This window comes from Streptomyces griseorubiginosus (genome assembly GCF_001514195.1).
Taxonomy (GTDB): domain Bacteria; phylum Actinomycetota; class Actinomycetes; order Streptomycetales; family Streptomycetaceae; genus Streptomyces; species Streptomyces griseorubiginosus.
The window spans coordinates 1-26,054 of record NZ_KQ948737.1; the positions used below are offsets into that span (position 1 = coordinate 1).

General features: G+C 69.6%; 21 protein-coding genes and 1 pseudogene. 8 read left to right on the forward strand and 14 right to left on the reverse strand.

Annotated elements, in window-relative coordinates:
• Together AQJ54_RS18575 and AQJ54_RS18585 are read left to right on the forward strand one after the other, a co-directional pair.
• Positions 1–245 (forward strand): tyrosine-type recombinase/integrase (locus tag AQJ54_RS18575; protein WP_211278557.1); only part of this gene is annotated, 245 nt, incomplete at its 5' end.
• A gap of 906 nt (positions 246–1,151) precedes the next feature.
• Positions 1,152–1,742 carry a TetR/AcrR family transcriptional regulator gene (locus AQJ54_RS18585; protein WP_243659369.1) on the forward strand — a complete coding sequence of 197 codons (591 nt, stop codon included), beginning with the start codon at positions 1,152–1,154 and terminating at the stop codon, positions 1,740–1,742.
• A 59-nt stretch (positions 1,743–1,801) separates the two neighbouring features.
• Here AQJ54_RS18585 and AQJ54_RS18590 read toward each other — a convergent pair whose 3' ends face one another.
• The 11 genes from AQJ54_RS18590 to AQJ54_RS18635 form a co-directional block, all read right to left on the reverse strand.
• Entirely contained in the window at positions 1,802–3,361 is a 1,560-nt protein-coding gene (locus AQJ54_RS18590; RefSeq protein WP_062019189.1) for a class I adenylate-forming enzyme family protein, read from the reverse strand.
• A 23-nt stretch (positions 3,362–3,384) separates the two neighbouring features.
• Positions 3,385–3,861: a hotdog family protein gene (locus AQJ54_RS18595; RefSeq protein WP_062019190.1), complete on the reverse strand. Its 477-nt coding sequence runs from the start codon at positions 3,859–3,861 to the stop codon at positions 3,385–3,387.
• 74 nt (positions 3,862–3,935) lie between these two features.
• The gene (locus AQJ54_RS18600) at positions 3,936–4,727 is read right to left on the reverse strand and encodes an ABC transporter ATP-binding protein (RefSeq protein ID WP_062238725.1); all 792 of its coding nucleotides are present in this window, start codon (positions 4,725–4,727) and stop codon (positions 3,936–3,938) included.
• Positions 4,724–5,719 (reverse strand): ABC transporter ATP-binding protein, encoded by a 996-nt coding sequence (locus tag AQJ54_RS18605; RefSeq protein WP_062019192.1) that lies wholly within the window; start codon positions 5,717–5,719, stop codon positions 4,724–4,726. The genes AQJ54_RS18600 and AQJ54_RS18605 overlap by 4 nt, the downstream gene beginning before the upstream one ends.
• Positions 5,716–6,534, reverse strand: a complete 819-nt coding sequence (locus AQJ54_RS18610; protein ID WP_246090829.1) for an ABC transporter permease — start codon at positions 6,532–6,534, stop codon at positions 5,716–5,718. Before AQJ54_RS18610 ends, AQJ54_RS18605 begins: the two co-directional genes overlap by 4 nt.
• A gap of 39 nt (positions 6,535–6,573) precedes the next feature.
• The gene (locus tag AQJ54_RS18615; protein ID WP_062019194.1) at positions 6,574–7,569 is read right to left on the reverse strand and encodes an ABC transporter permease; all 996 of its coding nucleotides are present in this window, start codon (positions 7,567–7,569) and stop codon (positions 6,574–6,576) included.
• A 10-nt stretch (positions 7,570–7,579) separates the two neighbouring features.
• Positions 7,580–9,214, reverse strand: a complete 1,635-nt coding sequence (locus AQJ54_RS18620) for an ABC transporter substrate-binding protein (protein WP_248845381.1) — start codon at positions 9,212–9,214, stop codon at positions 7,580–7,582.
• Between the two features lie 653 nt (positions 9,215–9,867).
• Positions 9,868–11,283 (reverse strand): amidase, encoded by a 1,416-nt coding sequence (locus tag AQJ54_RS18625; RefSeq protein ID WP_063806436.1) that lies wholly within the window; start codon positions 11,281–11,283, stop codon positions 9,868–9,870.
• Between the two features lie 621 nt (positions 11,284–11,904).
• Entirely contained in the window at positions 11,905–12,795 is an 891-nt protein-coding gene (locus AQJ54_RS18630) for an SDR family oxidoreductase (protein ID WP_062019198.1), read from the reverse strand.
• 868 nt (positions 12,796–13,663) lie between these two features.
• Positions 13,664–13,975, reverse strand: a complete 312-nt coding sequence (locus AQJ54_RS43575) for a WhiB family transcriptional regulator (RefSeq protein WP_079069917.1) — start codon at positions 13,973–13,975, stop codon at positions 13,664–13,666.
• A 783-nt stretch (positions 13,976–14,758) separates the two neighbouring features.
• Positions 14,759–15,568: a phosphatase PAP2 family protein gene (locus tag AQJ54_RS18635; protein ID WP_079069972.1), complete on the reverse strand. Its 810-nt coding sequence runs from the start codon at positions 15,566–15,568 to the stop codon at positions 14,759–14,761.
• Positions 15,569–16,058: 490 nt separating this feature from the next.
• Here AQJ54_RS18635 and AQJ54_RS18640 point away from each other — a divergent pair, with 490 nt between their 5' ends.
• The gene (locus tag AQJ54_RS18640) at positions 16,059–17,270 is read left to right on the forward strand and encodes an MFS transporter (RefSeq protein WP_062019200.1); all 1,212 of its coding nucleotides are present in this window, start codon (positions 16,059–16,061) and stop codon (positions 17,268–17,270) included.
• Here AQJ54_RS18640 and AQJ54_RS18645 read toward each other — a convergent pair.
• Entirely contained in the window at positions 17,252–17,719 is a 468-nt protein-coding gene (locus tag AQJ54_RS18645) for a hypothetical protein (protein ID WP_062238731.1), read from the reverse strand. The two genes, AQJ54_RS18640 and AQJ54_RS18645, sit on opposite strands and share 19 nt — an antisense overlap.
• Before the next feature lie 550 nt (positions 17,720–18,269).
• Between AQJ54_RS18645 and AQJ54_RS18650 the strand changes: the two genes are divergently transcribed.
• Positions 18,270–18,584, forward strand: coding sequence for a trypco2 family protein (locus tag AQJ54_RS18650; RefSeq protein ID WP_063802898.1), 315 nt, complete (start codon positions 18,270–18,272; stop codon positions 18,582–18,584).
• On the forward strand, positions 18,581–22,312 hold the full coding sequence (locus AQJ54_RS18655) for a S1 family peptidase (RefSeq protein WP_062238733.1): 3,732 nt from the start codon (positions 18,581–18,583) through the stop codon (positions 22,310–22,312). The genes AQJ54_RS18650 and AQJ54_RS18655 overlap by 4 nt, the downstream gene beginning before the upstream one ends.
• 80 nt (positions 22,313–22,392) lie before the next feature.
• Here the strand turns inward: AQJ54_RS18655 and AQJ54_RS18660 are convergent, their stop codons facing one another.
• Entirely contained in the window at positions 22,393–22,983 is a 591-nt protein-coding gene (locus AQJ54_RS18660; protein ID WP_159055531.1) for a TetR/AcrR family transcriptional regulator, read from the reverse strand.
• Positions 22,984–23,038: 55 nt separating this feature from the next.
• Here AQJ54_RS18660 and AQJ54_RS18665 point away from each other — a divergent pair, with 55 nt between their 5' ends.
• Positions 23,039–23,890 carry a patatin-like phospholipase family protein gene (locus AQJ54_RS18665; RefSeq protein ID WP_062238738.1) on the forward strand — a complete coding sequence of 284 codons (852 nt, stop codon included), beginning with the start codon at positions 23,039–23,041 and terminating at the stop codon, positions 23,888–23,890.
• A 23-nt stretch (positions 23,891–23,913) separates the two neighbouring features.
• Here AQJ54_RS18665 and AQJ54_RS18670 read toward each other — a convergent pair.
• Positions 23,914–24,339 (reverse strand): annotated as a pseudogene (locus tag AQJ54_RS18670) (winged helix-turn-helix domain-containing protein); the annotation flags it as partial.
• A 283-nt stretch (positions 24,340–24,622) separates the two neighbouring features.
• On the opposite strand from AQJ54_RS18670, the gene AQJ54_RS18675 reads away from it, so the two are divergent.
• Both AQJ54_RS18675 and AQJ54_RS43580 read left to right on the forward strand, forming a co-directional pair.
• A complete protein-coding gene (locus AQJ54_RS18675; protein WP_062019205.1) occupies positions 24,623–25,348 on the forward strand; it encodes a glycoside hydrolase family 16 protein in 726 nt (241 codons plus the stop codon).
• A gap of 377 nt (positions 25,349–25,725) precedes the next feature.
• A complete protein-coding gene (locus AQJ54_RS43580; RefSeq protein ID WP_079069920.1) occupies positions 25,726–26,004 on the forward strand; it encodes a WhiB family transcriptional regulator in 279 nt (92 codons plus the stop codon).
• Positions 26,005–26,054: the final 50 nt, after the last annotated feature.

Consider the following 26,054-nt stretch of genomic DNA (forward strand, 5'->3'; position numbering starts at 1 on the left):
TCGTGGTCCACGGAATGCGGCCTCTCGAAGTCACGCGGCTCAGACTCGCCGACCTCGATCTGCACCGCCGCACCCTGCGCATCCGGCGCGGCAAGGGCCACCAGCACGTCGTCCACCTGGACGTGCTGACTCTGCAGCTTCTCGCCGCCTGGCTCACCGAGCGCCGCAAGAACTGGCCCACCTCGGACAACCCGCACCTGCTCATCACAAGCCACTGCGCCCCCACCCCGCCCAGCCACCCATGAGCTACTGCGCACTGAGGGCCGCATTCGACCAGACCGGCACGCTGCCGAAGCAACTGTGGGCCGACCGCGACCTCGACGAAGCCAGACACACTGTCGATCCTGTTCACCTCGTCCGCGTCTTCGGCATCCACCCCCACACCGCCGTCAGGTACGTCCAAGCAGCCCACCCGGACAAGGCCTTGGCGAAAATCCGCTGAGGCGACGCCAGCCCCCGCGCGGTGATCCGCCGCCAGCCCCAAACGCTGCGAAAGGAAGTTCTTCGAGGGGGAAGGATGGGTACCCCGAGGCCGTCACACAGGCCCACGCCGACTTGGAGTGCCGGTAAGAATGCTGTCACCAGCCGCAAACGGCGATGATCCCTGACCGTCGCGAACGCCGACGCCCCCAGGCGCGGAAGCGTCAGCCAGTCTGAGCTCGTCGCTCTTCCCCAGCCGGGCGATAGCGGCCACCCCCGACCCTCCGTGGGGAGGACCTGGCACCCGGGACCATGAGGTCCGGCTCGCCGCGTGCGAGACCCACACAGGCGGGCTGACACTGCCCGACGAGGTCATCACGCTTGCCACGGCCTTCCACGCCACGTCATCGGCACCCTGTGGCATGCCTCCGACGACGCCACGGGCAAGGCGGTCGACCAGATCTACGCCCGGATGGCCGGAGCCAAGAAAGGCGTCCCATGCACCGGTACGGGCGGCCGAGGCACCTGAGGCCACGAGGCCACGGTGCGGGTCGACTCCGTGACGCATGGTGACCATGTGTTCGCGGGCATGCACGGACGGCGGCTCCGAGGCCATGGTCTCGACGACGGTGAAGCTCATGACACACCTCCGGGATATGTTTCGCTTGCTATATTTCGATGTCTGTGAGTCGTGCCGGGCGAGGGCCGGGTGCGCGGGCGGGGAGGTCTCAGTGCCGCGGTATGTGGATCCGGAGGAGCGTGTTCGCGACATCGTCGCGGCCTCCCTGCAGGCTTTGAGTGAGGGAGGGCTGGCCGAGCTGACGCTTCGGAAGATCGCGCAGCGGATGGGCGGGTCCATCACGCTGATCACGCACTACTTCGCCAACCGTGAGGCCCTGCTGGATGCCGTCATGGAGTACGTGTTGGTTGATGCGGACGTCGTCCTTGAGGAAATAGAGCAGATTGCCGAGCCCCGGGACCGGCTGCGGGTCGCCCTGCAGTGGTTCCTGCCGGACACCGAGGAGGGGCTGAGGCAGGAGCGCGCGCGGGTGGCGTTGCTGACGCATCAGGGTGCGGAGCCGGTCATCCGGCGGAACCTGGCGCGGATGGAGCCGGCGATGCGAGCGGTTTTGGTGCGGGCCGTCGAGGAGTTGGTCCCGGCCGACGAGCTGGAGGGCACGGTCGACATGGTGCGGGTCTGGGTGTCCGGCATAGCCCTGTCCGTGGTCGAGCACCCGGAGATCTGGACGCCTGAGCGTCAGCTGGCCGCGCTGGAGCGTTTCCTCAAGGTGCTGTCGCTCGTGGAGCTCCCGGCCGGCTGAGCGGACCGCAGCGAGGGAGCGGATCGGCCGGTGGCATCTGGTCGATCCGCTGCTCTGCCTCAGGATGGACGCAGATCGACGGCGTGTGCACGGTGGGGTTCGGCGCGGAGTTCCGCCTTCGCAATCTTGCCGCTGGCCGTGTGCGGCAGGCTGTCACGGAACTCGATGTAGCGTGGCACCTTGAAGCGGGCGAGCCCCCTCAGGCACCACGCCTCGATCTCCTGGGCGGTCAGGCTGGCCCCCGGCTTGAGTACGACGACCGCCTTCACCTCTTCGTCGCGCTGGGGGTCGGGAACCGGTATGACACCGACCTCCTCCACCTCCGGCATGCTCATGATCTGTAGTTCGACCTCGGCCGCGGCGATGTTCTCTCCGCTGCGGCGGATGACATCGCGGACGCGGCCCTCGTAGTAATGCTGTCCGTCGGCGTCTTTGCGGACGATGTCGCCGGTGCGGAACCAGCCGCCGGGCAGGAAGAGTTCGGCGTTGGCCTCCGGGCGGTTGTGGTATCCGAGCATCATGCCGGGTCCCCGCAGGCACAGTTCACCCGAGCGGCCCGGCTCGACCTCCTCGCCGTTCTGGTCGATGATCTTCGACTCACGCCGGGGGAAGCACCAGCCCATGGAACCGGTGCCGACGGTGTCGGTGCGCTCGTACGGGACGAAGGTGCCGTTGCCGACCTCCGTGCTGGCGTAGACCTCGCGCGCCCGCAGGCCGAAGCGGCGCTCCAGGGGCTCGTGCAGGGAGGGCGGCATGGCCGACACGGGTGCTTTTTTCAGGGCCAGTTTCCGGTCGGCCTCGCTCTCCGGGAGATCGAGCATGCCCTCGTCGATCCAGGCCATGTCGATCTGGTGGTCGACGAGCCAGTTCATGAACTTGCGCCGGCTCAGCCCCGCGGTGACGTACAGGCCACCTCCGCCGGCCAGCGCCATCATCAGATAGGCCTGGTTCTGCATGTAGTAGAAGGGGTGGTCCGCCAGGATCCGCTGGGCGTCGCCGAGCGCCGAGCCGTAGACGCCGATCTGGATCCAGTAGGTGTGGGTGAGCAGGCATCCCTTGGGGAGCCCGGTCGTGCCGGACGTGAACTGGATGTTGACCACCTCACCGGGGTCTGCCCGGTGGGTGCGCGGCGTCGGCTCGTGCGCGGCCAGCGTGGCGAAGTCGTGCAGGCCGGTGACGGGTTGGCCGACGACGATGATCCGTTCACTCGCCACGGGGCCGATGCCGTCATCGGTGAGTGTGCCGGTGACGACGTCGTCGGTGGCGACGAGCCACCGGGCGCCGGCGTCGCCGAGGACGAAGTCGATCTCCCGCGGGGTGTACTTGGGGTTCATCGGCACGGCGACCGCGCCGGCTTCGATGACCGCGAGCCAGGTCAGTGGGAACTCCACCTGGTTGCGCAGCAGGATGCCGACCTTGTCGCCGGGCGTGAGGCCGAGGCGTTCGAGGCCGGTGCGCACCCGGCTGATCCGCTCGCGCAGTTCCGCCCAGGTCAGTGTGGGGCCACCGCCCTCGATGTGGGTGAGGGCGAGGTTGTCCGGCCACTGCCCGGCGGCGTAGTCCAATCCCTCGGGGATGGTCTTGTCGAGGAGGTACTGCTGGTGTGCGTCCAGTTCCATGTTCTCGGCCTCTCTACGGCAGTTCAGACGGTGGACCACAGGGCGCGCTGCGTCGCGACGAATCCGGGGCGCTCCCGGCCCCTGACCTCGGCGCGCAGGTCGGTGACGACGAGGTGGCCCTGGTCCCCGCGGTCGATGACCTCGCGGACGTGGCCGTGGACGCGGAAGGGGTCGGTGGTGCGGATCACCGAGACGAAGCGGACGTTGTCCAGCCCGTAGTTCCAGGCGATCCACGGGCCCTCGGACCACACGGAGTGGTTGCACAGCACGTCCAGCAGGCTGAGCAGGTGGAAGCCCTCCACCAGGCCGTCGCCGTACCCGTCCTCGCCCTCGTAGGCGTGCGGGTACTCGTCGTGGTACGACGCCTTCTCGAAGTCCTTGGTGCGCTCGTCGTCGACGACGAACCAGGGCGTGGTGAACGTCCCGCCCAGCAGAGCCGGTGCCTGGGAGGGGTGGGGGACGGTCAGGGTCGTGGCTCCCTCGGTGGAGAGGATGCCCATGGTCGGCTCCTTTGTATAGCGATTGATTTACTACGAGGGCGTACGTGGCCCAGAGGGCCGGCGGGCGCGGGGTGTCAGGCGCTTCGGCGGCGGGGCTGCCAGCCGGGCCGGGGCACCGCGTCCAGCAGTTCCCGGGTGTACGGGTCCCGGGGGTGGTCCAGCACCTCTGCGGTGGGCCCCTGTTCCACGACGCGACCGTTGCGCATGACCAGGCATTGGTCGGTGACCTGGCGGACCACCGCGAGGTCGTGCGAGACGAACAGGAACGCCACTGTGGTGCGCTCGCGAATGTCGCGGAGCAGGTTCAGTACCTGTGCCTGCACGCTGACGTCGAGGGCGGCGACGGCCTCGTCGAGGATCAGGATTTCCGGCTCCAGGGCCAATGCCCGTGCGATGGCCACGCGTTGCCGCTGTCCGCCGGACAGATCGCGCGGGAGCCGCGCCGCGTGCTGCTCGTCGAGCCCGACCTCGGCCAGCAGACCCACAGCGCGCTCCCGGGCCGCGGCGCGCCCGAGTCCGATGCGCACGCGCAGCAGTTCCGTCAGACCGGCGCCGATGCGCTGGCGGGGATCGAGGGAGGCGAAGGGATCCTGGAAGACCATCTGCACGGGGCGCGCGGTCCCCTTCCCGCTGCCCGCGGCGGTGACCGTCCCGCTTGTGGCCCGCTCCAGCCCGGCGACGATGCGCGCAGTCGTGGTCTTGCCCGAGCCGGACTCGCCCACGACGGCCAGCGAGCCACCGCGCTCCAGGGTGAAACTGACGTCGTCGACGGCGACGAGCGCCTTGCCGCCCCGGGAATGGGCGGGGAACTCCTTACGCAGACCCTCCACGACGAGTGCGGGAGCGATGACTGATCGGGTCGTCATGAGTGCACCACCTGGGCAAGCTCGGCGCCGATCTGTTCCACTCGATGGCAGGCGACCAACCGGTCCTCCACGGTGCGCAGTTGTGGCCGGTCCTTCCGGCATTCCTCGGTGGCGAAAGGGCAGCGTGCGGCGAACGCGCAGCCCGAGGCCACCTCGTACGCCGAGACCGGCCGGCCCGGGATCGGCTTCAGCCGGGTCACGGCCGTCGCGCTGGGACGGCAGGCGAGCAGGCCGGCCGTATAGGGGTGCAGGGGACGGGAGTAGACCTCCGCGGTGGTTCCCCGTTCGACGACGGTCCCGGCGTACATGACGGCCAGGGAGTCGGTCACAGCGGCGGCCAGGTCCAGGTCGTGAGAGATGAACAGCAGCCCGAGGTTCCGCTCGCGGATCTGCTCTTGCAGGATCGCCATGACCTCCGACTGCACGGTCACGTCCAGCGCGGTGGTGGGCTCGTCCGCAAAGACCAGCTTGGGGGAGGGCAGCAGCGCGGCTACGATCATCATGCGTTGCAGCAAGCCGCCGGAGAGCTGGTGCGGGTACTGGGTCAGGCGGTGCTCGGGGTCGGTGATGCCTATGGCCGCCATGAGTGCGCAGGCCCGCTGCCTGGCCTCTCGGGGGCCGAGCAGTTTGCCGGCCACGACGCCTTCGACCAGGAAGTCCCCGATGGTGCGCAGCGGGTTGGTGTGGGCGCGCGGGTCCTGGTGGATGAGCGCGACGTCCCGGGACCGGTACGCGCTCAGTTCACGGCGGGAGAACCCGAGCACCGAACGTCCCTCGAAGTCGATCCGTCCGGACGTCGCGGCATGCCGTGGCAGCAGTCGCATGGCGGACTTGACCAGCATCGACTTGCCCGAGCCCGACTCGCCGACCAGCCCCACGGTCTCGCCCGCCGCCACGGTCAGATCCACGTCGCGGACCAGTGTGCGCCGGTTCCTGCGGTCCCCGGCAGTGATGCCGACGCCCCGCAACTCCAGCAGGGGTGCGTTGTTCATCGGGTCCCTCCGAACCGCTGGGTGAGGCGCTCCCCCAGCACGTTGAACGCCACCACCGAGATGACGATGCACAAGCCCGCCGCCATGCTCTGCTGCACGGCGCCGTCCAGCACCTCGGACCGGCCGTCGGCCACCATTACTCCCCATTCCGCCGTCGGAGGCTGCATGCCGAGCCCGAGGAACGACACAGCCCCGAAGTCCATCAGCGCGGATCCGAAGCCGATCGTCGCCTGGGCCAGCACGATCGGTGCGACATTGGGCAACAGGTGCCGCAGGCAGATTCGCCACGTCGGCAGACCCGCCAGCTGCAGTGCCTCGATGTAGGGCAGCTGTCGCTGCCGCACGGCGACACTGCGCACCACCCGGGCCACGTACGGCGTGTAGACGAGGGTCAGGGCCAGGACCGGCGCCCAGAAGCCGGCGCCGAACACGGCCGCGGCGACGACGGCCACGAGCACGCCGGGAATCGCGAACAGCAGGGTCAGCAGCCGGTTCAGTAGCCGGTCGACCCAGCCGCCGTGCCAGGCGGCCGCGAGCGCCAGCAAAGTGCCCAGGCCGGCGCTGCCCAGGACGATGATGCCCGGTCCCGCGAAACTCAGCCGGGCCCCGGTCAGGGCCCGGGAGAAGATGTCCCGGCCCAGCGAGTCGGTGCCGAACAGGTGGGCGCCGCTCGGTCCCTGGCTCGCGGCGAGGACGTCGGTGGCCGCCGGGTCGTACGGCGCGATCCAGGGGCCGATCACCGCGAGCACCACCAGGCCGGCGGCCAGCGCTGCCGAGACCATGAGCAGCGGGTCACCGGGACGCCTGGTACTCATTCTCCGCAGACGGAGAGTGGCTGTGAGCGTGGCCATCGGTCAGCGTCCTTTCCTCAGTCGCGGATCCAGCAGGTGCTGACCGGCGTCGAGCAACGTGGTCACGACGACGAACACGGTGACGATCAACGCGCTGACGGCGGTCACGACCGGGTAGTCCTTGGCGGAGACACTCCTGATCAGCAGCGAGCCGATGCCGTCGATACCGAAGGCGGGCTCCACCACCACCGCGCCGGCCACCAGCCCGGCCACGGTCAGACCGGAAGCGGTCAGGATCGGCAGTGCCGCGTTGCGCAGAATGTGCCGCCGGAAGACCCAGGAGCCGGGCAGTCCCCGGCCGCGGCCGGTCAGAACATGCTCGGCCACGGCCTCCTCGCCGATCGCACTGGAGGTCATCTGGATCAGATAGGCGGCATACCCGATGGACAGCGCGATGGCGGGGAGGGTGAGGTGCCACAGCCGGTCGGTGAAGCCGCTGCCCGCGCCGCCGGTCGGGAACCATCCGAGGTTCACCGCGAAGACACTGATCAAAAAGGTGGTGGCGACGAAGGCCGGCACGGCGATGCCCAGCCCGGCCAGGGCGTTGACCAGCGGGCGCCACCGCGGACTCGTCCCGCCGATCCCGCCGAGGACCAGGCCCGCGACAAGGATGAGGACCGCTGCCATGCCGACGAGCACAAACGTGGTGAGCAGCCGGGGAGCGAGCAGATCGGAGACCGGCTCCCGGTAGGTCAGCGAGGTGCCGAGGTCTCCGTGCAGGGCGCCGGTCAACCAGTGCCAGTATCGCTCCGGCAGCGGGTCGTCCAGCCCGAGCCTGACCCGCATCGCGGCGCGCGCGGAGTCGGAGGCGTGCGGCCCCAGCAACTGGGCCACCGGGTCTCCGGGAGACAGGGTGAGGACGGCGAACAGGAGGAAGGAGGCGCACAGGATGGTGAGGACGGGGCCCACGACGTAGGTCATCGCGAGGGCCGTGGCGGGGTGGCGCCAGGAGGTGCGGAGCCGGGCCGGCACACCGGCCGCGGAAGTGGACACGGACATCTCGTCGCTCCTACTTCTGCGCGGCGCCGACGTAGGCCATCTGCGGCATGGACCAGTAGGCGAACGAGGTGATCGCCCCGGTCAGCCGGTCATTGAGGAAGGTCGTGGTGTTGGTGGAGACCAGCGGGATGATCGCGTCGGCCTTCTCGTACAGCGCCTGCATCTCGACGATCTTCTCGGCTCGCTGGGCTCCGTCAAAGGTGCTGCGTGCCTCGTCGAACAGTTTGGTGGCCTGCGGGTCGTCGTAGTTGACGTAGTTGTAGGTCTGCTTGGGCAGGAACGTGAAGCCGATGGTCTCCAACGGGTCCGGCGTGGCGCTGAAGTTCGACGACAGCATGAGGTCGACGCCCTTGCGCTTGGAAGCGTCGTAGCCCGCCTGTGCGTAGACCAGCGGCTGCATGCTCTGGATCTTGATCGTCAGGCCGGCTTCCCGGCCCTGCTGCTGCAGCAACTGCGCCGTGCGCGACTGAGTGTCATCGCCCGCGGCGATCGCCAGGACGATCTGCTGTCCCTTGTAGGAGGAGGACTTGACCAGCTTCTTGGCTGCGTCCATGTCGTAGGACCGCGCGGTCTCGAAGGCCTTGTACGCCTTCTCGTACGCTGCGCGCTGGGCGTTCGGCCAGGTCGCGGGGGGTGTCATGGTGTACAGCGGGGTGGCGGCCTCGTGGTACACGGCCTTCGCCAGGGCCTCACGGTCGATCATCCGCTGCAGGGCGGCGCGCAGTTTGCCGTCGGCCATCACACCGTCCGGACGGGCGACGTAGATGTTCATCGACTGAGGAGAGAGCCCGAAGACCAGTCGCCCCTTCTTGGACTTCTGCAAGGCCGGCACGGAGGAAGCAGACAGCTCGTAGGCGCCGTCGATCTCGCCGGCGTTCAGCGACTGGGCGAGGGAGGTGGCATCGGTGACGAACGTGAACCTCACCGACTTGGCGAACGGGCGCCGCTCGCGGTTCCAGTAGGCGTCGTTGCGGCTCATCGTGATGCTGTCGCCGCTGGTCCATTTGTCGAGCTTGAACGGCCCGCTGCACATCAGGCCGCCGGCCGGGGTGCCGAGCTTGGAGCCGGCCTTCTCGACGAACGCCTTCTTCAGGACCACCATGTTGGCCAGTTCGCTCGTGAACATCTCGTCCGGCTGTTTGAAGGTGACGGTGACCTTGTCGGCTGCCGTCGCCTTGATGGAATCGACGTTGGCGAAGAGATAGCTGGCGATCTTCGCCGGATCGGCTGCCCGGCGCAGACTGAAGGCGACGTCCTCCGCGGTGACGGTGGACCCGTCCCAGAATCTGGTGTCTGGGCGGATCGTGAGCACGAGCTTGGTCGGCGACTGCTGGTCGTAGCTCGCCAGGTTGGGCTTGAGGTTGAACTTCGCGTCCAGGGTCAGCAGGGAGTCGCAGAGATTGCGGACCACCTGGCCGCTCTGGGGCGTCGCAGCGTTGGCCGGATCCAGCGTCTCCGGCTCGCCACCGGTGAGGTTCCACGTGATGCGGTCGACGTCCGCCTTTGCGGCCGGAAGTGAGGGGATCAGGTCGTCGGCGGAGACCGGCTTCTGCCCGCCCGATGAGCCACCGGAACACGCGGTGAGCGTGGACGCGGCCAGTGCGAGGCTGAGCACCGCGGCTCCTGGAATGTGTCGTATAGCCATCGGGACGCTCCTTCGGCGCAGCCTGTGGCCGCTTTCGAGCCAAGTTGACGGCGAATGTATAGCGACTGATGTACAACAGGCAATGAGTCAAGTGCGGGGTTTTCCAGGTCGTAACTTTCATCCGGCAGCACCCCTCTGCGCCGGTGTCGCTACCGTGCGTATCGCGACAGCTGTACGACGCCCGTCGGGCGCGCATCGCAACCGGACTTGCCGCATGGTGGCGCTCTGCCGCCAACGCGTGCCCCAGGTGGGGACGATGCGTCCTGGCCCACTTGTGGTCCGAGCCGAGGGCACCGGACCACAACGCGAGCACCGACGTGAGCGCCGAGTCCCGGGTGCTGTGCACACGTCGGGAGGGCGCAGCACGGCGCGCGCTCTGGGCGACGGCGGAGGAGCCGGTGGCGGACGGTGCCGTGCGCCGCCACCCCGCGTCGGCTCGGTGTCCCGTCGTTGCCGGTGGGTCGACCTTGGTTCCAGTCCATGCTGTCGTGCACCCGGGGTCACCGGCGACGGGGCCTGGCGACCTCTCCACCGCCGAGCTTGAGACAGAGGGGCGCCGATTTCAGCCGCATGTGTGGTCGGCGAGTCCTCGTCTGCTCAGCCCAGGCTGCGGCGTGCGGGTGAACTCGGTGAACTCGGTGAACTCGGTCAACTCACAGGGCGGGGTGCCGTGTCCACCAGTCGGTGGCGCGCTCGTAACGGGCGGCAGCGGAGACGACGGCCTCGTCGGCGTGCTGAGGTCCGATGATCTGGAGGCCGACGGGAAGACCTCCGGCCGTGAAGCCGCAAGGCACGGAGACGGCGGGGAGTCCGGCATGGCTGGGCGACTCGGTGAGCCGGTGCAGGTGCCATCCCGGATCGGCGAGAGGCAGCCCGTTCACGGTGGCGGGACCGCCCACGTCCCCGGCGTGGGGGAAGGCCGGGAAGGGCGTGGTGGGGGTGACCAACAGGTCGAAGTCGGCGAACACTTCCGCATAGGCGAGGTAGATGGCCGTCTTCGTCTCGCGCGCGGCACGTCCCACGTCCACGGGCGAAAGGCGCGCCGCCCGGTCCGCCATGTCCACCGCCAGAGGCCAGATGTCGAGCTCCGCCGCGCGCATCTGCTCCACGATCGTCATGTACTCGGGGCCCCAGTAGGCCACGGCGAACACCATGGGGTCCGGCACTTCCACCTGGGTCTCCTCCACCACCGCTCCGGCGGCCCTCAGGTCCTCCAGAGCGGCGGCGAAGACGCGCTGCGTCTCCCGGTCCACGGGGCCGTGCAGCAGGCCGCGGTCAGCCGCGATGCGCAGGCCGCTCAGGTCCCCCGCGCCCAGGGCCGCGTCGGCATACCGTTCGCCGGTGGCGGGCAGGGAGAGGCGGTCGAGGGGGTGGGGGCCGACGGTGGCATCAAGGAGGAGCGCGGCATCCACGACACGGCGGGTGATGGGACCCTCGGTGGTGTCCGGCTCCGTGTTGGCGAGGTGAGGAATGCGGCCGGTCGAGGGCTTGACCCCGACCGCTCCGCAGAGCGAGGCGGGAACGCGGATGGAGCCTCCGCCGTCGGAGCCCCAGGCCACGGGCGCGACGCCTGCGGCGGTCGAGGCCGCGGCGCCACCACTGGAGCCGCCGGCCGCACGGGCTGGGTCCCATGGAGTGCCGGTGGTGCCGGTCAGCTTGCTCTCGGTGACGCCAAGGAATCCGAACTCGGGGGTCGTGGTCTTGCCCAGCAGGATCGTCCCGGCGTCCTTGAGCCGGGACCAGGCGGCGGCATCCTTGTCGGGCACGTGGCCGGCGTAGGCGACGCAGCCGTATGTGGTGCGCACACCGGCCGTGTCGGTGAGGTCCTTCACCGTGATCGGAACTCCGTACAGCGCAGGCAACTCGTCCCCGGCGGCAAAGCGCTGCTCGGCCTTCAGCGCCTGCTCCCTGGCGGCGTCCGCGGTGACCGTCACCATGACGTTCAACCGGGCGTCCACCCGATCCAGGCGGTCCAGCGCCGCACCGACCACCTCCACCGGCGACAATTGCCGGCTTCGGTACAGCTGCCCGAGTTCATATGCGCTGAGCCATGTCAGGTCGTCAGCCATGGCGGTACCACCCTCATCCGCATCCGATTTAATGAAGCAGGTGCTATACGAACGCCTTCGGCTTGTTGCGTCAAGTGGTGGGAGCGATCGGTTGGCGCGCCCTGGAGAATCCTGTGACCGGTCAACGTGGGTTGCTGGAGCGGTCTGCGCTGTTCACATCTTCCTCGGCACCCTCAAAACCAGCCACGAAGGGCCGCCCCCCCCCCAGATCCTGGTCTCCGGAATGCCTGGCCAACAGGATCGCCTTCGTAAGTCGGGCTGGTTCGTTGTTCGTCGGCGCGAAGGACCAGACGCTGCCTCGGTGAACGTGGGCATCTGCCAGCAGGAGCATGCCCAGGTCGTGGCGGTCGCGCACGAAGCCCAAGGAGGGAGGCCCGTACTGAGTGACGGCGGCAGTGACCTCCGGTGCGAGTGGAGTGCCGCTCGCTGGCCAGGCATAGCAAGCGCCCAGGGGGAGGTTGGTTGGATTCGCGTCGCCGGATGGCGTGGGGTGGTCGATCCGGACGCTCATTCCGCCGAGGCTCTCCATCCGGTCGCGGAGGGCGGCCTCGTACGTGTGGACCATCCAGCCGAAGAAGGGGCCATCGGCAGCGCAGGATGGGGCGCGGCGTCGCGGTGGCGTCACGGCAGGGGGGTGCCGCCGGTGGCATTGAGGATTTCTGCGGTGATGAAGCTCGCTTCCTGTGAGGCGAGGTAGACGTACGCGGGGGCCAGTTCGGCCGGCTGCGCCGGTCGGCCCAGCGGGGTCTGCTTTCCGAACTCCGCCGTGTCGGGCATGGTCGCCGGGATCAACGGCGTCCACACCGGGCCGGGTGCAACAGCGTTGACGCGGATGCCGCGCTCCGCCAGCATCTGTGCCAGTCCCTGCGTGAAGGTGACGATCGCGCCCTTGGTCATCGCGTAGTCCAGCAGGTGCGGACTCGGCTTGTACGCCTGCACGGAGGTGGAGTTGATGATGCTGCCGCCCTCCGGGATGTGTCGCACCGCGTGCTTGGTCAGCCAGAACATGCCGTAGAGGTTCGTTCGCATCACCCGGTCGAACTGCTCTGTCGAGATCGCCTCGATTCCGTCGGGCTGAGACATCTGGTACGCCGCGTTGTTCACCAGGACGTCAATGCGGCCGAACTCCTCGACCGCCCTGTCGACGAGCGCCCGGCACTCGTCCTCCTCGCGGATGTCGCAGGGCACGGCAATGGCCTTGCGTCCTGCATCGTTCACCAGTCGGGTCGTTTCCGCCGCGTCCTTCGCCTCCTGCTCCAGGTAGGTGAAGAGCACGTCGGCGCCCTCACGGGCGAATGCCAGGGCCACGGCCCGGCCGATGCCGGAGTCGCCGCCCGTGATGACCGTCTTACGGCCCTCCAGCCGACCGGAGCCCCGGTAGGAGTCCTCGCCATGGTCCGGCGGCGGGTCCATCGGGCCCGTCCACCCCGGATGCGGCTGGTCCTGCGAGGGGAAGCCGGGCCTGGGGTGCTGCGTCGTCGGATCCTGCTGAGCGTGCTGCTCGTCGCCCACGTAGGCCTCCCTGGTGATCCTGCGGTGTTCTGGATCACCGGGTGCCCACATTCACCTGACGGAAGCCACCTCCCGTCCAGACAGCTGGACAGCTGGGTGGGGTGCGGTGCAGTCGCCGGCGGGGGGAGGCATGGCGGGAGCCGGGGGATCTCGGTCTTTACTACGCCGAGCGTTGCGCATGCCTCCTCCTGATCTGGGCCCCTCCCGAGAATCTGCCAGCCGCCAGGAACCACCACGGAACTGGAGCCGGTCGTCGAGGCGCCGTACCGGCCGTGTGTTGGTGCTCGGCGGGACAGGCATCTCCACGGACTGAGGCGTCACCGACTGCCTGGCGAGAGCGGAGAGCCAGATACTCCAGCAGCGGTTCGTGTCCTGAGCTGCGTATCCGATAGCGGCAGCGGCGGGCGATGGCTTGGCGGCGTCTTCTCCAGGCCGACCACTTCAGCGCGCGTTAATAACGGCATTGCGGTCGGCTCGTGGGCGCGGCTGGAGAATGTCCAGAAGTCGCCGTATCTCTGCCACGGTGAGTGGGACGAGGGCTGATCCGTTTCTGCAGCCCCCTGCGGTCGTCGGCCTGTCCTGAGGCGCCTCCACCCCGGCCTGAGCCAGCACTTACCGCAGAGAGGACAAGAACAAGTACCGCTGCCTATGGGCACGCTTGAGCCGAGCCGACGCCTGCGGCCTACCTCGACACCTGCCAGCGCCGCGGTCCGCACACGAATCGTCCAGGAGGCTCGGCGGGCTTCTTCGGAAGCAGTGACAACGCATGACCGGATGCCCAGCCGTCTCGCCGCTGGTCGAAGCCGACGTCCTCCCTGCGCAGACGCCTACCCTGCGCGCCGTGTGCTGCTGCAGGGGCTGGTGGCCGTCAACTCGCCTCAGGCACGACCCCCGTGGCGCTATGAGCGTGGTTGTACTCCGCACGCGCCGTCTGCAAAAGCCGCCGCCAGGAGGTGACAGTCGGCCGGCGCCGCAGCAGTGCTCGACGCTCGCGTTCGGTCATTCCTCCCCACACACCGAATTCAATGCGTTGGTCCAGGGCGTACGCGAGACACTCGGTCCGAACACCGCAGCCGGTACACAGTGCTTTGGCCTGGTTTTGCGCCGCGCCCTCGACGAACAAGTCGTCGGGATCGGCCGTCCGGCACAGCCCCTGCTCACTCCAACCGGTATCCGCCATCCGCGATGCCACCCTCTCCTCTGGCCCGTGTTGTGTTGCCTCGCGCCGGAAGCAACAGGCATATGACACTACGTTGTTCGGGAAACCGATCCTGCAGCCGCAAAGCGTCACACCTTCGAGTGAGCGACGTTTGCCTTCTGCCCGTAGCGACGCTATGGCGCCAACCCGGATCAGGCGGCGAGCCGCAGTCGGGCCTGCAACGCCACCACGTCACCTGCCCTCCCGCCACAACGATGATCATCTGTGCCGCTTACGCCACCATGGTGCTGATGCGAGGCCGTTGCGCGCTGCCTGGTCGCACAGGCAGCACCTGGAGCGCGGTGCTCAGCTCCCGATCGCGCCCGCGAGGGCCGGTGGGTGGAGGGGCACGAACAGGTCGGGTCCCGCCGGGCCGCCTGGGGTGGCATGCAGAGCGGGATGTTCGGGAGAGGCCATGGTGATTCCCCCAGGGTCGGACGGTGAAGTGCGGGTGGGGCGCGTGGAGCGCCTGCCACCGATGCTCGGGCTCCGACCGCGTCCTTCGCGTTGGGGGACGTCCCTAGGTTTTCGCTGCGTGCCGCGCGCACGCGAGCCGAGGCGGCGGTTCGCTTCACCGGTACCGGAATCTGCGAGCGTCGGCCCCTGGTGATGTCAGTCCGGGCGTCACGCCCCCGTGGGATCGCGCAGAGGGAAGCACACAGGCGCACACGCGGCCGTGCTGATCGCTCTCCGTCCACCGGCCCGGCAGCATCCCCGCACAGTCCGCCAACGAACGGCCGCGGTCGCCATGAGCGGTGGCCGCTCTCACCGGCGCTTCTGCGCTCCCGACCGCATATCGGTCAGGCGCTTCGGTCGTGCCGGCGGGTGTGGTTCGCACTGAGGGCGGCGGACCACCCAGAACGCGCCGGCAACGAGTACGCAGGCCACAGCGCCGTCCAGCCAGTAGTGGTTGGCCGTGGCCACGACGACCAGCACGGTCAGGACGGGGTGAGCGAGCCACAGCCAGCGCCATCTGCCGTGTGAGACGACGATCAGGGCGACGGCCACCACCACGGCCCATCCGACGTGCAGGGACGGCATGGCCGCGTACTGGTTGGCCGCCGCGTCCGTGCGCGGGTCCCCGTACACGGCCGGCCCCCACACGTGCGCGGTGTCCGTCATGCCGGCCCGCGCGAGCATCCGCGGCGGCGCCAGCGGAGCCACCATGTGCAGCAGCAGGGCGGAGCCGGTCAGCAGAGTCATCACGTTGCGGATCCACCGGTAGTGCGCGGGCCTGCGGCAGTACAACCACAGCAGGAACAGCCCCGTCGCGGGGAAGTGCACCCACGCGTAGTAGCCGTTCGCCAAGCGGATCGCTCCCGGGTGGTCCAGCAGGACGCCTTGTACGCCTTTCTCCGAGGGCAGTCCGAGCATCCGCTCCCAGTGCCACACGCTCTCCGCGTTCTGGAAGGCGGCGCCGACGTTCCCGTCCGCCGCCCATCGCCCGAACTTGTAGGCGAGGAGAAGCACCAGCACCAGGGCCACTTCGCGCAGCGCGCGCCGCACGGCGGTGGAACGTGCGGGACCGCTGGAGCTTTCCCCGGCGGAAGAGACCTGGGGACCGGGACGCGTCATGGAGGGCATGGCAATCCTCGGGGATTGTGGGGGCGGCTCGGTCGCCGCTCCGCCGTTGCTCCCGGTCTACGGCCGTCAGCGCCACGTCCACATCGGGGCCTCACCCCAAGACTTCCGCCCACTTGGCGCGAACCTCGGTGTTCCTGGGCAGACGGCAAGGCCCCAGGGCAGCGCACTCGTCCCGCTCGGGGCTGCCTCCGTCGCAACCCTGCGGTCACTCCACTCCAGCGGACGGGCCGTTCCCAGACGCCCGGGCAGCGCTCACAGCTTGTCCGATCCAGCAAGCCGTGCCGACACAGGGGTGACATGGGTCACGGAAAGCGGGCCCGGATCTTGGAATGCCCTGTTCCCCCGCGCTGCTGTACTCGCTGTGGGCTCACCATGCCCTGGGGGCGCCGGGCGACGATGCCGGGTGAGGGAAGCCGCTTCGACACGGTCCAGAACCACCCCCGCGTCCTTCTGCACCACCTCCGAAAGGTTCTCCTGCGCCATGCCACTGGCTCTCCTGGCCCTGGCTGTTGTCGCTTTCGGCATCGGTACGACGGAATTCGCCACGATGGGGCTGCTGCCCCAGATCGCTGACGGAATCGGCGTGTCCGTGCCACAGGCCGGCAACATCGTCTCCGCCTACGCACTGGGTGTCGTCGTCGGTGCCCCCGTGCTGACGGGCATCGGCGCACGCATCCCGCACAAGAGGCTGCTGCTGCTCCTGTCCGGGCTGTTCGTCCTCGGCAACCTCGCGTCCGCGCTCGCCCCCGGCTTCGGCCTGCTCTTCGCCGCGCGCTTCCTCGCCGGGCTGCCGCACGGGGCACTGTTCGGGGTGGGCGCGGTGGTGGCGTCCCGGCTGGTCGCCCCCGACCGGGCCGCACGCGCGGTCTCCAAGATGTTCCTCGGGCTGACCATAGCCAACATCGTGGGCGTCCCGGCCGGTACGGCGCTCGGGCAGCAACTGGGCTGGCGGGCCGCCTACGTCGCGGTGGCCGTCATCGGCCTCGTCGCCCTGGTGGCGCTGGCCCTCTTCGTCCCCCACCAGCCGCGCGGCCCGCAGACCGGCGTCCGGCACGAACTGCGCGCCATGCGCAACAAGCAGGTCGCCATCGGCCTCGCCACGGCCGTCGTGGGATTCGGCGGATTCTTCGCCGTCTACAGCTACCTCGTGCCCATGCTCACCCATCTCACGGGCCTGTCCGACTCCTCGACCACGCTGGTCCTCGCGCTCTACGGCGTCGGCATGACCGTCGGCACGCTCGTCGCGGGCCCCCTCACGGACCGCGCCCTGCGCCCGACGCTGTACGCGGGACTCGCGCTGATGTCCTCGGCACTGGTGGCGTTCTACTTCACCGTCCACAGCACCGTGCCCGCCCTCGTCACCATCACGTTGATCGGCGCGATGGGTGCCCTCATCACCACGCCCGTCCAGATGCTGCTGATGGCCAAGGCGAAGGACGCCCCGACCATGGCGGCGGCCTCCAACCACTCGGCCTTCAACCTGGCCAACGCGGGCGGCGCCTGGCTCGGCGGTGTCGCAATCTCGGCGGGCTGGGGCTGGGCGTCACCGTCGCTGGTCGGCGCGGCGCTCGGCGTCGCCGGACTGGGGCTGGCGTTCATGGGCGACTTCATGGACCGCGGCGGCAGCCGCTCCGAGGTGATCACGGGCGCCCGGCCCGAACAGGTCGCGGCCCCTCAGTCCCAGAGCGGATAGGACACGGTCGGGCCGAACTGTGCCGGCCGGGCGGCCGGGTACGTCAGCGTGATCCGGGAGTAGTGCGACACCTGGGGGTGCTTCTTCCAGGGCCGCGTACGGTCCAGTCGTACGGTCACCGGGTAGGCGTGGAAGTGCCCGGCCGCACAGTACGGCTTGCAGTCGTTGACCCAGTTCACGCCGTCGGCCCGCGCCCCGCGCGCGTCCCATCGGGTCCAGTGCAGGGAGGCCAGGCGGCTGTTGCCGTCCCCGCAGGCGAGCATGAAGTTCGTCGGACGCACCCGCGGGTGCCACAGGCAGTCCACGAGGACCGGAGGGCCGGTACGTTGCTGGACGGTCTGCGTCACGTGCTCGGGTGCGGGCGGGGCCGCGGGCGAGGTGCCCGCGGCGGTGCCGAGGGTGGCCACGGCGAAGAGCGCGACCGTCGTGGTGAGTGCGCGTAGTTGCATGGCCGATCCCCGCTGCCGCTGGCCGACAAATGTCCCCTCCCTGACGCTACGACCGCGGACCCGCGCTCACCACTCGAACAGAGCAGTGCGCGTTCGGCTCAGGCGGCTGCCGCGCCCACTCACGAACCGCCGCGACGACCTGCGCCGCTTCGGAAAGCGGGAGAGCCAGGTTCCCCGCCACGCCATCGAGAAGGCCGACCACTGGGTCAGCAGCGTCCCAGCCCCCGCGTCCGCCATCACGCACGGTGAGCGAACGGCGGTGAGTTCGGTGGCGAAGACCGCCTCTCGCCAGTGTCTGTCCTGAGTACCGGCCCGCCGAAGTCGGCGACCGGTACCGGCAGCGGGTCCTGCTCGCCGAGGAGCGCGGCGAGCTCGGCCATCGCTCCGGGCCCGATGAACGTGGAGTTCTGGGTGTCGGCGCCCGTGGGAAGGTCGAACGTCGAGTTGCCCGTTCTCGGGCGAAATCAGACAATTGACGGTGTCGCCGTCTTCTGTCGCCGGGCCCTTCCGCTCCTCGTGATCGGGAACTCCCCTGCGAAGGAGTACGGCAATGGCAGACAGGCAACAGGCGCTCCCCACCGATGGGTTGGGGCTGGCGGACATGCTCGGTGGCCTGCGACGCGAACTGGAAGACGCACAGCGGCGAGCCACGGAAGAAGAGCTGCGCTTCGGCATCGCCGATGTCGAGGTGGAGGCCACGGTCCAGATCACGCGGAACGCCACGGGCCGGGCGGGAATCCAGTTCTGGGTGGTCCAGGCCGGTGGCGACTACGCGCGCGGCAATGCCACCACACACCGGATCAAGCTGAACCTCACCCTGCCGCCCACCACGCTCATCTCCGACGAGGGAGACGGCGCCGAATGACCGGGCTCGACGCCGAACGGCTGGTCTCGCTCTCCTCGGACGGCAGACGAGGCTCGGGGTATCTGCTGACACCGGGGCTCGTCCTCACCGCGGGTCACTGCGTCGGACCGAAGGGCTCCGCGGTCACCGTCCGCGCCTACGGCCGCCACGAGGGGAGTTACGACCTCTCGCAGCCGCACACCTTCCGGGTCACCGCGCGGGGGGATGCGGAGCACGACTACGCGCTTCTGGAATCCACCGCCGACGATCCGTTCCGGAGGGCACTCGACGGCCCCCTGGATGAGGTGCGTCTGGGCCGGCTCATCGGCGAGGGCGCCGTCGCCGCCCAGGCGCTGGGTTTCCCCAAGTCAGGGGTGGAGCAGGCCGGGGCGAGACGGTTGGTGAACCCGGAGGACGTGCGCGGCCGCGTCCTTCCGCTCACCGGGTCGCGGCGTGCGGTGCGTCGTCTGAACCTTCAGATCAGGACAGGTTCGTCCTCGCTCGCGCGGGGCGGGTCGCTGTGGAGCGGCATGTCGGGTGCGGCCCTGTTCAGCGGGGATCACCTCATCGGTGTGATCACGGAGGACCGCGCCACGATCGAGGGGCGGCTGATCGCGCTGCCCGTCACCGCGGTCTTCGGCGACGACGGGCAGGCCGAGGCCAACGCCCGCCTGCTGGCGGCCCATGGGGAGGCCGGACCCGGCGAGGTCGCACCCGGCGAGGCGACACCCACGCAACGCGTCCCGCTGGACCCCGTCTGGGCGGGTGGCGAGATCCTGAAGCCTGCCTACATCCCCCTGCCGCCACGCGAGCACTGGTCCGAGGCGGACCTGCTCGAATCCCGCCACGGTGTCGTGCCCTTCCGTGGACGAGCGGGACAGCTCCGGGCGCTCGTCGACTGGTGTGAGCACGCGGACGACCGGGACGGCGGGCAGAGCGTACGGCTGCTCACGGGCGGAAGCACGGTCGGCAAGACCCGTCTCGCCCGTGAGCTGTGCCGCACGATGGCCGGCCGGGGGTGGGTCGCCGGTTTCGTCGACCCGCTGCACGTGGACTTCACCGGGGTATGTGCCCTGCCCGAGAGCCGGCTGCTCGTCATCGACGACGCCGACGCCCACGCCGGGCAGCTGCACATCCTCCTGGCCGAGGCCACCGAGCGCGGAGGCCACCACCCACTGCGCGTCCTGGCGGTCGCCCACCGCGGCGGTCCGTGGTGGGACGCGGTCAGACGGCGTTACGAGGCACTGGTCGACGTGGAGGATCCAGCCCCGCTCCCGCCGCTGCCTGAAGCCGACCGTGCGGACGTGTACCGGGCGGCCTACGCCGCCTTCCGGGGCTGGTACGAGGAGAGCGACGGCAATGCCCGCGCCGCAGTGCATGCCGGCGCCGGGCCGGAGGGTGAGACCGGGACGGACGTCGTCGCGGACACCGACCCGGGCGTACCCGGCCTCGACGAGCCCGACTTCGGCAGCTACCTGCTCATCCTCATCCAGGCGCTGGTGGACGCCCGCACCCTGCTGCACAAGACGCACTCGGCCACCTCGGGACCGCCCACGCGCTCACGCGCCAACGCGTTGCTGGACTACGCCCTCGACGTCGAGCGCCAGCGGTGGCAGGCGTCCGCCGAACGTCAGCGGCTGCCGCACGACCCGGTCCTGCTCGAAAGGATCGTCGCCGTGTCGAGCCTGGCGGTGGCGGACGGTGAGACGGACGGGGAGCGGGAGACCGAGGCGGCGCGCCGGCTGCGGCTCGTCCCCGACCTCGCCGACGAACCGGAGTGGCTCACGCGTGCCTTCGCCCGATGGCAGCACGAGGAGCTTGCCGGAGAGGGCTACCTGCGGTCCCTCCAGCCGCTGAGGCTCGCCGAGCGGCTCGGCGCGAAGGTCATCGCAGCGTTTCCCGACATCGCGCCGCGCCTGCTCGATGTCGGCGGCGACGGCCCGGGCATCCCTCAGGACGCGACGGATCAGGCGCGCCAGATCCTCAATGTGCTGCACGTCCTTCAGCTCACCGCCGGCTCCGACGGCTGCCGGTCCGACGGAACGGGCGAGCCGTCGGCCCAGCAGCGGGCCCGCGAGGCGCTGGACGCCGCGCTGCGCGGTCACGCCCGTCCCCTCGTCAGGCTGGTCAAGCAGGTCGCGGCCACCGATCAGGACCAGTTCGCGAGCGCCATCGGCACCTCGCTGGCCTGTGCGCTGAACTCCACGTTGCGCAAGGAGTCGGCCCAGGAGGTCGCCGCCCAGGTCCTCGGGGAACTCGATCTCGCTTGCCCGGACGTGCTGTTGGAGCTGGCCACGGCCGTCGCCGAACACGCGGTGCAGCACTACCGCCAGGGCGGCGGGGCGCCCACGCAGGACAACCGGGAAGCACTGGCCCGGGCCCTTCAGCGCTGGTCGCTGTATCTGGCCAGTTCGGGGCTGCGCATCCAGGCGCACGAGATCGCCGGGCAGGCCGTGGACATGTACCACGCGCTGCACCAGCTCAGTCCGTCCGAGGAGCACGAGTTCGCCCTGGCCGAGGCCCTCAAGGACCTGGCCGACCGGCTCGTCGACGTGGGGCGGTTCGAGGACGCGGACCTCTGCGCCCGGGACTCCATACGGCGTCTGGAACCGCTGTTCCAGCGCAACCCCAGCCGGGGGAACGCCTTCGGTCTGGTGAAGGCGCTGTGCACCCTGGCCACGGCTGCCCACCGCATCGGCCGCCAGCGCGAGGCCCTTCAGGCGGCGACCGAGGCGTGCGAGCTGATCAAGCGGTTGCCGCGGGCCCAGGAGGGCGACGAGCACGGGCCGGACGAGATCCAGGGCATGAAGGCGTTCGCCCTGCGCGGTCTGGCCTGGCAGCTCGGTGCGAGCGGAAGCGTCGACGAAGCGGTGACCACGGCCTCGGAGAGCGTCGAGATCTACGAGGCCCTGCGCGAGCGGTGTCCGGGACTGTGGAAACGGGACATCGCCGAGGCCCTGTCCGTGCTGGGCGCCCAGCATGCCGCCCGGCAGGAGTGGGACGAGAGCGTCGACCGGCACACCGAAGCCCTGCGCCGTCACTACGACGCCCTGGAGCGGGAGTACCGCGAGGCCGTACGGCCGCAGCACGCGCTCGCGCTGAGCCGACTGGCGGAGGCGCACCTGGGCCGGGCGCGCGCCCGTCCGGCGGAGAGTCGGCAGGAGGACCTGGTCGAGGCGCTGGAACACGTCGAGCAGGCGCTGCACCAGTACGAGGGGATGCGCAAGGAGGACCGGTGGGCCAATCGCGTCCACGAGGCCTGGACGAGCTGTCTGGAGGCGGAGGTCCTGCTCGCGCTGGACGCGACGGGCCGATCTCAGCGTGCCGCACCCGCGATCCGGCAGACCTGCGGACGGGCCGAGGCGGCCGCCCGGCGGGCACTGACGCTGTACGACGAGTTGGACGTACGTGCCTGGCAGCTCAGGTTCAACAGGGCGCGTGCGCAGGCGGTGCTGGCCCAGTCGTACGGGGGCCGAGGCCGCCCCCGGGCGAAGGTGCTGCGCGCTCATGAGCAGGCACGTGACGCGTTCGCGCGGCTCGACGCGGAGGAACCGGGGCGTGCGGAGGCGGAGTTGCACGCGATCGAGGACACGATCGACAGCCTGCGGCAATCCGGTCCCCCCGCCCAGGCGCGCGCGCAGACCTCCGTGAACCGATCGGGCAAGCGGCGCAAGCGACACCAGCCCAAGCCCCGCCTGCGCGGCCGTCAAGGCCGCCAGGGTGCAGCCGGGCGCAGAAAACACCGGTGACGCGACACTGGTCCGGGTCGCCCCGGTGTCCCCCGAGTGCGAATGCGCTGAAGTCAGGAAACGGCAGACCAGGCTGACCATCAGACTCCCGTAGCCGTGCTGCTCTGTTCCGGGCCCGGCGGTGGGGGGACTCCCATGACTTGCAGGACTCGCCGGTGAAGGGTGGTCGCGTCGGCTGTCTGCCCGTCGACGGCTGTGCGCCACAGGAGGTACAGCAGGCCACTTTCGGCGCGCAGCCGCACGTCGGGCGCGGGGCCGGCCACCCTTTCCAGCCGGGCGGTCAGGCCGTCGAGCATGGGGGTGACCTTGGCCTCGATGGCCACGCGTGCCAGTTCCGAGTCCGGATCGGTAAGGCAGGCGGCGATCAGCCTGCCCAGGCCATGGGGTACGGCGTCGCCGATGCGTTCAAGAGCGGTGACCAGATCCGCGAAGGGATCACCGGTGTCATCCGTCTCGTGCTGGGTCACGTCGGCCCGCAGGGCCGCCATGACCAACTCCTTCTTCCCTGCCCAGCGCCGGTAGAGCGCACCGAGACCGATGCCAGCCGACTCGGCGACGTCCTTCATCCGCAGTCCGTCGTAGCCGCGTTCTTGGAGGAGAGCAAGGGCGTGTTCGAGGGCGACACGGTCGATGTCGGCTCGGCGCGGACGGCCACGGGGCACATGCTGCATCCACTTACGGTAACGTAGATTATCGGAAATAATAATTACCGGAAAGGTGGCCGCTGTGACTCCCCCGAACCCGACCCGCGCACTCGTCCTCGGTGGCGGCGGCGTCACCGGCATAGCCTGGGAAGTCGGCCTGCTCGCGGGCCTGCTCGACGAGGGCATCGACCTTCGCACCGCCGACACGGTGATCGGAACCTCCGCCGGCTCCTTCGTCGGAACGAACTTCACCTCCGGCACGGACTGGGAGGCACTCTTCGCCGACCAGGCGCGCGTCGCCGACCACGAACCGGCGGTGCGGACCGACCCGGCCGTATACGAGGGCTGGGCAGAAGCCTTCCGCTCCGGCGCGGGTGCACCCGAGGCGGTGGGCGCCGGCTTCGGCCGGGTGGCCCGGAAGTTCGGGGCGAACGTCTCTCCCCGGACGCGCCAGGCCGTGGTCCGCGCGCGCCTGCGCACTGAGCAGTGGCCGGCCACCATGCGGGTCGCCGTCACCGACGCGGACACCGGTCGCCTTGAACTGCTCGGGCCCGAAGCGGGGATCGCGATCGAAACCGCCACGGCGGCCAGCGGTGCCGTTCCCGGCATATGGCCCAGCGTGCACTTCGGCGGGCGCGAATGGATCGACGCCGGCATGGTCTCCGCCGCAAACGCCCTCCTTGCGGCCGGCCACGACCGCATTGTCGTCGTGGCCCCCATGCCCGAGGGGCACGCAGGCATCCCCAGCGCCCAGGACGACGTCGCCCGGCTGAGCGAGAGTGCGCAGACTGTGCTTGCCACCCCCGATGCCACCAGCCGCGCCGCCATCGGGCCGAACCCCTACGACCCGGCCCGGGCCAAACCAGCCGCCGATGCCGGCCGGCAACAGGGCCGCGCCCTCGCCCCCGCCGTCGGAGCCGTCTGGGCATACTGACTCGTCGCCTCCCTTCAGGCGGCGACGGCCCGCTCGTCGCGCTTGGCGACCTGCCGTGCAGGCACCTGCGGGTTGAAGTCGAGCCGGTGCATCGGCCTCGTGGCATCCGAGACGCTGTAGGAGAGGTGGAACTTCCTGCCGATCGGCGTGGCAGCCCTTGCCGCGGTCCACACGTGGTCCTCCACCCACCCATGCGCGGCCGGTCCCCCGTCGAGATCTGCGGCCAGCTTCTCCACACAGCGCGGGGACAGACGGCATCGCGACCCGCTCGGGCCACGTGACGCCAGGGCCTTCCCACCGGCTCCCGGCCACAACAGGTGCGACCGGTACGCCGACTTCGGGCTCACCCGCAGGTGCCGCGCCACCTCCGGCGGCTTGATCTTCCGCTCGAACAGCTCAGCCGCCTGCATCCGCACAGGCGTCAGTAACCCACTTCGGCGCGCGAGCAACCGTAGGAGCGTGCATCGGACGGGGGCGGCGAGTCTGCCGGCGTCGCCGAGAGTCCGGCGTGAGTGCAGGGGCCGACGCGTGCTGCGACTTCATGGGGGGTGTCGGGGGGCGCATCCACTTCCGATCAGCACTCCCGCGGCGCGCCCTTCCTTCAACTCCCAAAGGCAGCACACGGATCGTGCCGCGCATCTTGTCAAAGAATAAACGGACTCCTAGAGTCCGCCGATGAAGGCTGCGTGGGATCGCTCCCACGCCCCGTGTCATCCGAGCGATGGAGCCGCGATGTCCTCTGCCCGTGCCACACCTGGACGCCTGATGATGGTCGCCCTGGCGACCCTTTCGCTGCTTGTCCTGGGACACCCGCAAGCCCACGCGGCGTCCTGGGGAACTCCCCAGACGGTCAACTCGTGGAACACCATCAACGGGCGGTGGACCGCCAACAACGAGTTGGAGACCTACACTCCCGCCTGCGTGTGGTACGAGGGCAGCACCCTCGTCATCAAGACCTACAAGTCGGGCAACACCTACTACTCGGGGCGTGTGGAGTCCAAGGCGCTGTACGGCTACGGCACTTACAGCTTCACCGCGAACATGCCCAACGGCCAGGGCCTCCTGCCCGCCGTGTGGGCCGCCTTCCTGAATCCGTGGCTCCCTGAGTTCGACGCCGCCGAAATCGTCGGCCAGAACCCGAACACCGTCTACCAGACCTTCCACGACCCCAACAACAACCAGACCCAGTTCTCCAAGACGAACGCAGCTGGCTGGACCAACTCGTACCACACCTACTCGTTCACCTGGTGGCCCGATCACATCGACTTCGCCGTCGACGGGACCATCACCGGAACGAAGTGGTACACCACCGCCCCGGGTGTGAAGATGCACTTCATCGTCAACACCGCTGTCGGCGGTGACTGGCCGGGCAACCCGAACAACTCGACGTGGGCCACGGCGGACGGCGCAAGGTACCTCAAGGTCTCCTCCATCACGTACACCCCGTACAACCCGTGATCATGGCGGTACAGCCGACGGACGGTGCCCCAGTGCAGGGCTGAGTCACCTAGCAGCCTGCCTGTTGCTCCGGATGCTTCCGGAGCAACAGGCAGTCCGGAACGACCCTTCCACCGGGTGCATATCGCCGTAGATGCCAGGCAGATGTTCCGATGGAGCTCATGGCGGCCCACCCGCTCACAGACAGTGGCGACGACGCAGTGGGCTGCATGCCCACCGCGCCGACGTCGCTCGGCGGGACGTCACCCACAATGCCTCGAAAATCCCCTATGGCCTTTTTTCGGCCATGCGGAATAGGATGTCGTGCACCTCTGCCGGGACCGTGGCTCCCCCGCCACGGCCACACCTGTGCCCTGGTCCGACCGCGGAGGTGCGGTATGGCTCGTACACCATCGATCGACAATCATGGCTCCGCCTGGCGCCTTCGGGCGCTGTGCGTGGGCGAGGACCCCGAACTGTTCTTCCCCCTGGTGGAGACGGACAGTGAGACGGCGCGTGCCCGGGCCGTGTGCCGCCGGTGCCCGGTGCTGCACGCCTGCCGGGACTGGGCCGTTCGGCACGGTGAAGCGGACGGGGTCTGGGGCGACACGACCGCGAGCCAACGCAGAGCGATCCGCGGCACGCTCCGCAGCGATCGTCCGTCCGGATCCGCCTGAGCGGGGTGGGGGACGAGAGGTACGGGCGCCGCACACGAGGCAGGGCAGGG

What these genes read in the sequence shown, in the direction of transcription:
- AQJ54_RS18590 (WP_062019189.1), bottom strand. Translation starts at nt 3,361, where the DNA reads ATGGAACTGGACGCACACCAGCAGTACCTCCTCGACAAGACCATCCCC.
- AQJ54_RS18595 (WP_062019190.1), bottom strand. Translation starts at nt 3,861, where the DNA reads ATGGGCATCCTCTCCACCGAGGGAGCCACGACCCTGACCGTCCCCCAC.
- AQJ54_RS18600 (WP_062238725.1), bottom strand. Translation starts at nt 4,727, where the DNA reads ATGACGACCCGATCAGTCATCGCTCCCGCACTCGTCGTGGAGGGTCTG.
- AQJ54_RS18605 (WP_062019192.1), bottom strand. Translation starts at nt 5,719, where the DNA reads ATGAACAACGCACCCCTGCTGGAGTTGCGGGGCGTCGGCATCACTGCC.
- AQJ54_RS18610 (WP_246090829.1), bottom strand. Translation starts at nt 6,534, where the DNA reads ATGAGTACCAGGCGTCCCGGTGACCCGCTGCTCATGGTCTCGGCAGCG.
- AQJ54_RS18615 (WP_062019194.1), bottom strand. Translation starts at nt 7,569, where the DNA reads ATGTCCGTGTCCACTTCCGCGGCCGGTGTGCCGGCCCGGCTCCGCACC.
- AQJ54_RS18620 (WP_248845381.1), bottom strand. Translation starts at nt 9,214, where the DNA reads ATGGCTATACGACACATTCCAGGAGCCGCGGTGCTCAGCCTCGCACTG.
- AQJ54_RS18625 (WP_063806436.1), bottom strand. Translation starts at nt 11,283, where the DNA reads ATGGCTGACGACCTGACATGGCTCAGCGCATATGAACTCGGGCAGCTG.
- AQJ54_RS43575 (WP_079069917.1), bottom strand. Translation starts at nt 13,975, where the DNA reads ATGGCGGATACCGGTTGGAGTGAGCAGGGGCTGTGCCGGACGGCCGAT.
- AQJ54_RS18635 (WP_079069972.1), bottom strand. Translation starts at nt 15,568, where the DNA reads ATGACGCGTCCCGGTCCCCAGGTCTCTTCCGCCGGGGAAAGCTCCAGC.
- AQJ54_RS18640 (WP_062019200.1), top strand. Translation starts at nt 16,059, where the DNA reads ATGCCACTGGCTCTCCTGGCCCTGGCTGTTGTCGCTTTCGGCATCGGT.
- AQJ54_RS18645 (WP_062238731.1), bottom strand. Translation starts at nt 17,719, where the DNA reads ATGCAACTACGCGCACTCACCACGACGGTCGCGCTCTTCGCCGTGGCC.
- AQJ54_RS18650 (WP_063802898.1), top strand. Translation starts at nt 18,270, where the DNA reads ATGGCAGACAGGCAACAGGCGCTCCCCACCGATGGGTTGGGGCTGGCG.
- AQJ54_RS18655 (WP_062238733.1), top strand. Translation starts at nt 18,581, where the DNA reads ATGACCGGGCTCGACGCCGAACGGCTGGTCTCGCTCTCCTCGGACGGC.
- AQJ54_RS18660 (WP_159055531.1), bottom strand. Translation starts at nt 22,983, where the DNA reads ATGCAGCATGTGCCCCGTGGCCGTCCGCGCCGAGCCGACATCGACCGT.
- AQJ54_RS18675 (WP_062019205.1), top strand. Translation starts at nt 24,623, where the DNA reads ATGTCCTCTGCCCGTGCCACACCTGGACGCCTGATGATGGTCGCCCTG.
- AQJ54_RS43580 (WP_079069920.1), top strand. Translation starts at nt 25,726, where the DNA reads ATGGCTCGTACACCATCGATCGACAATCATGGCTCCGCCTGGCGCCTT.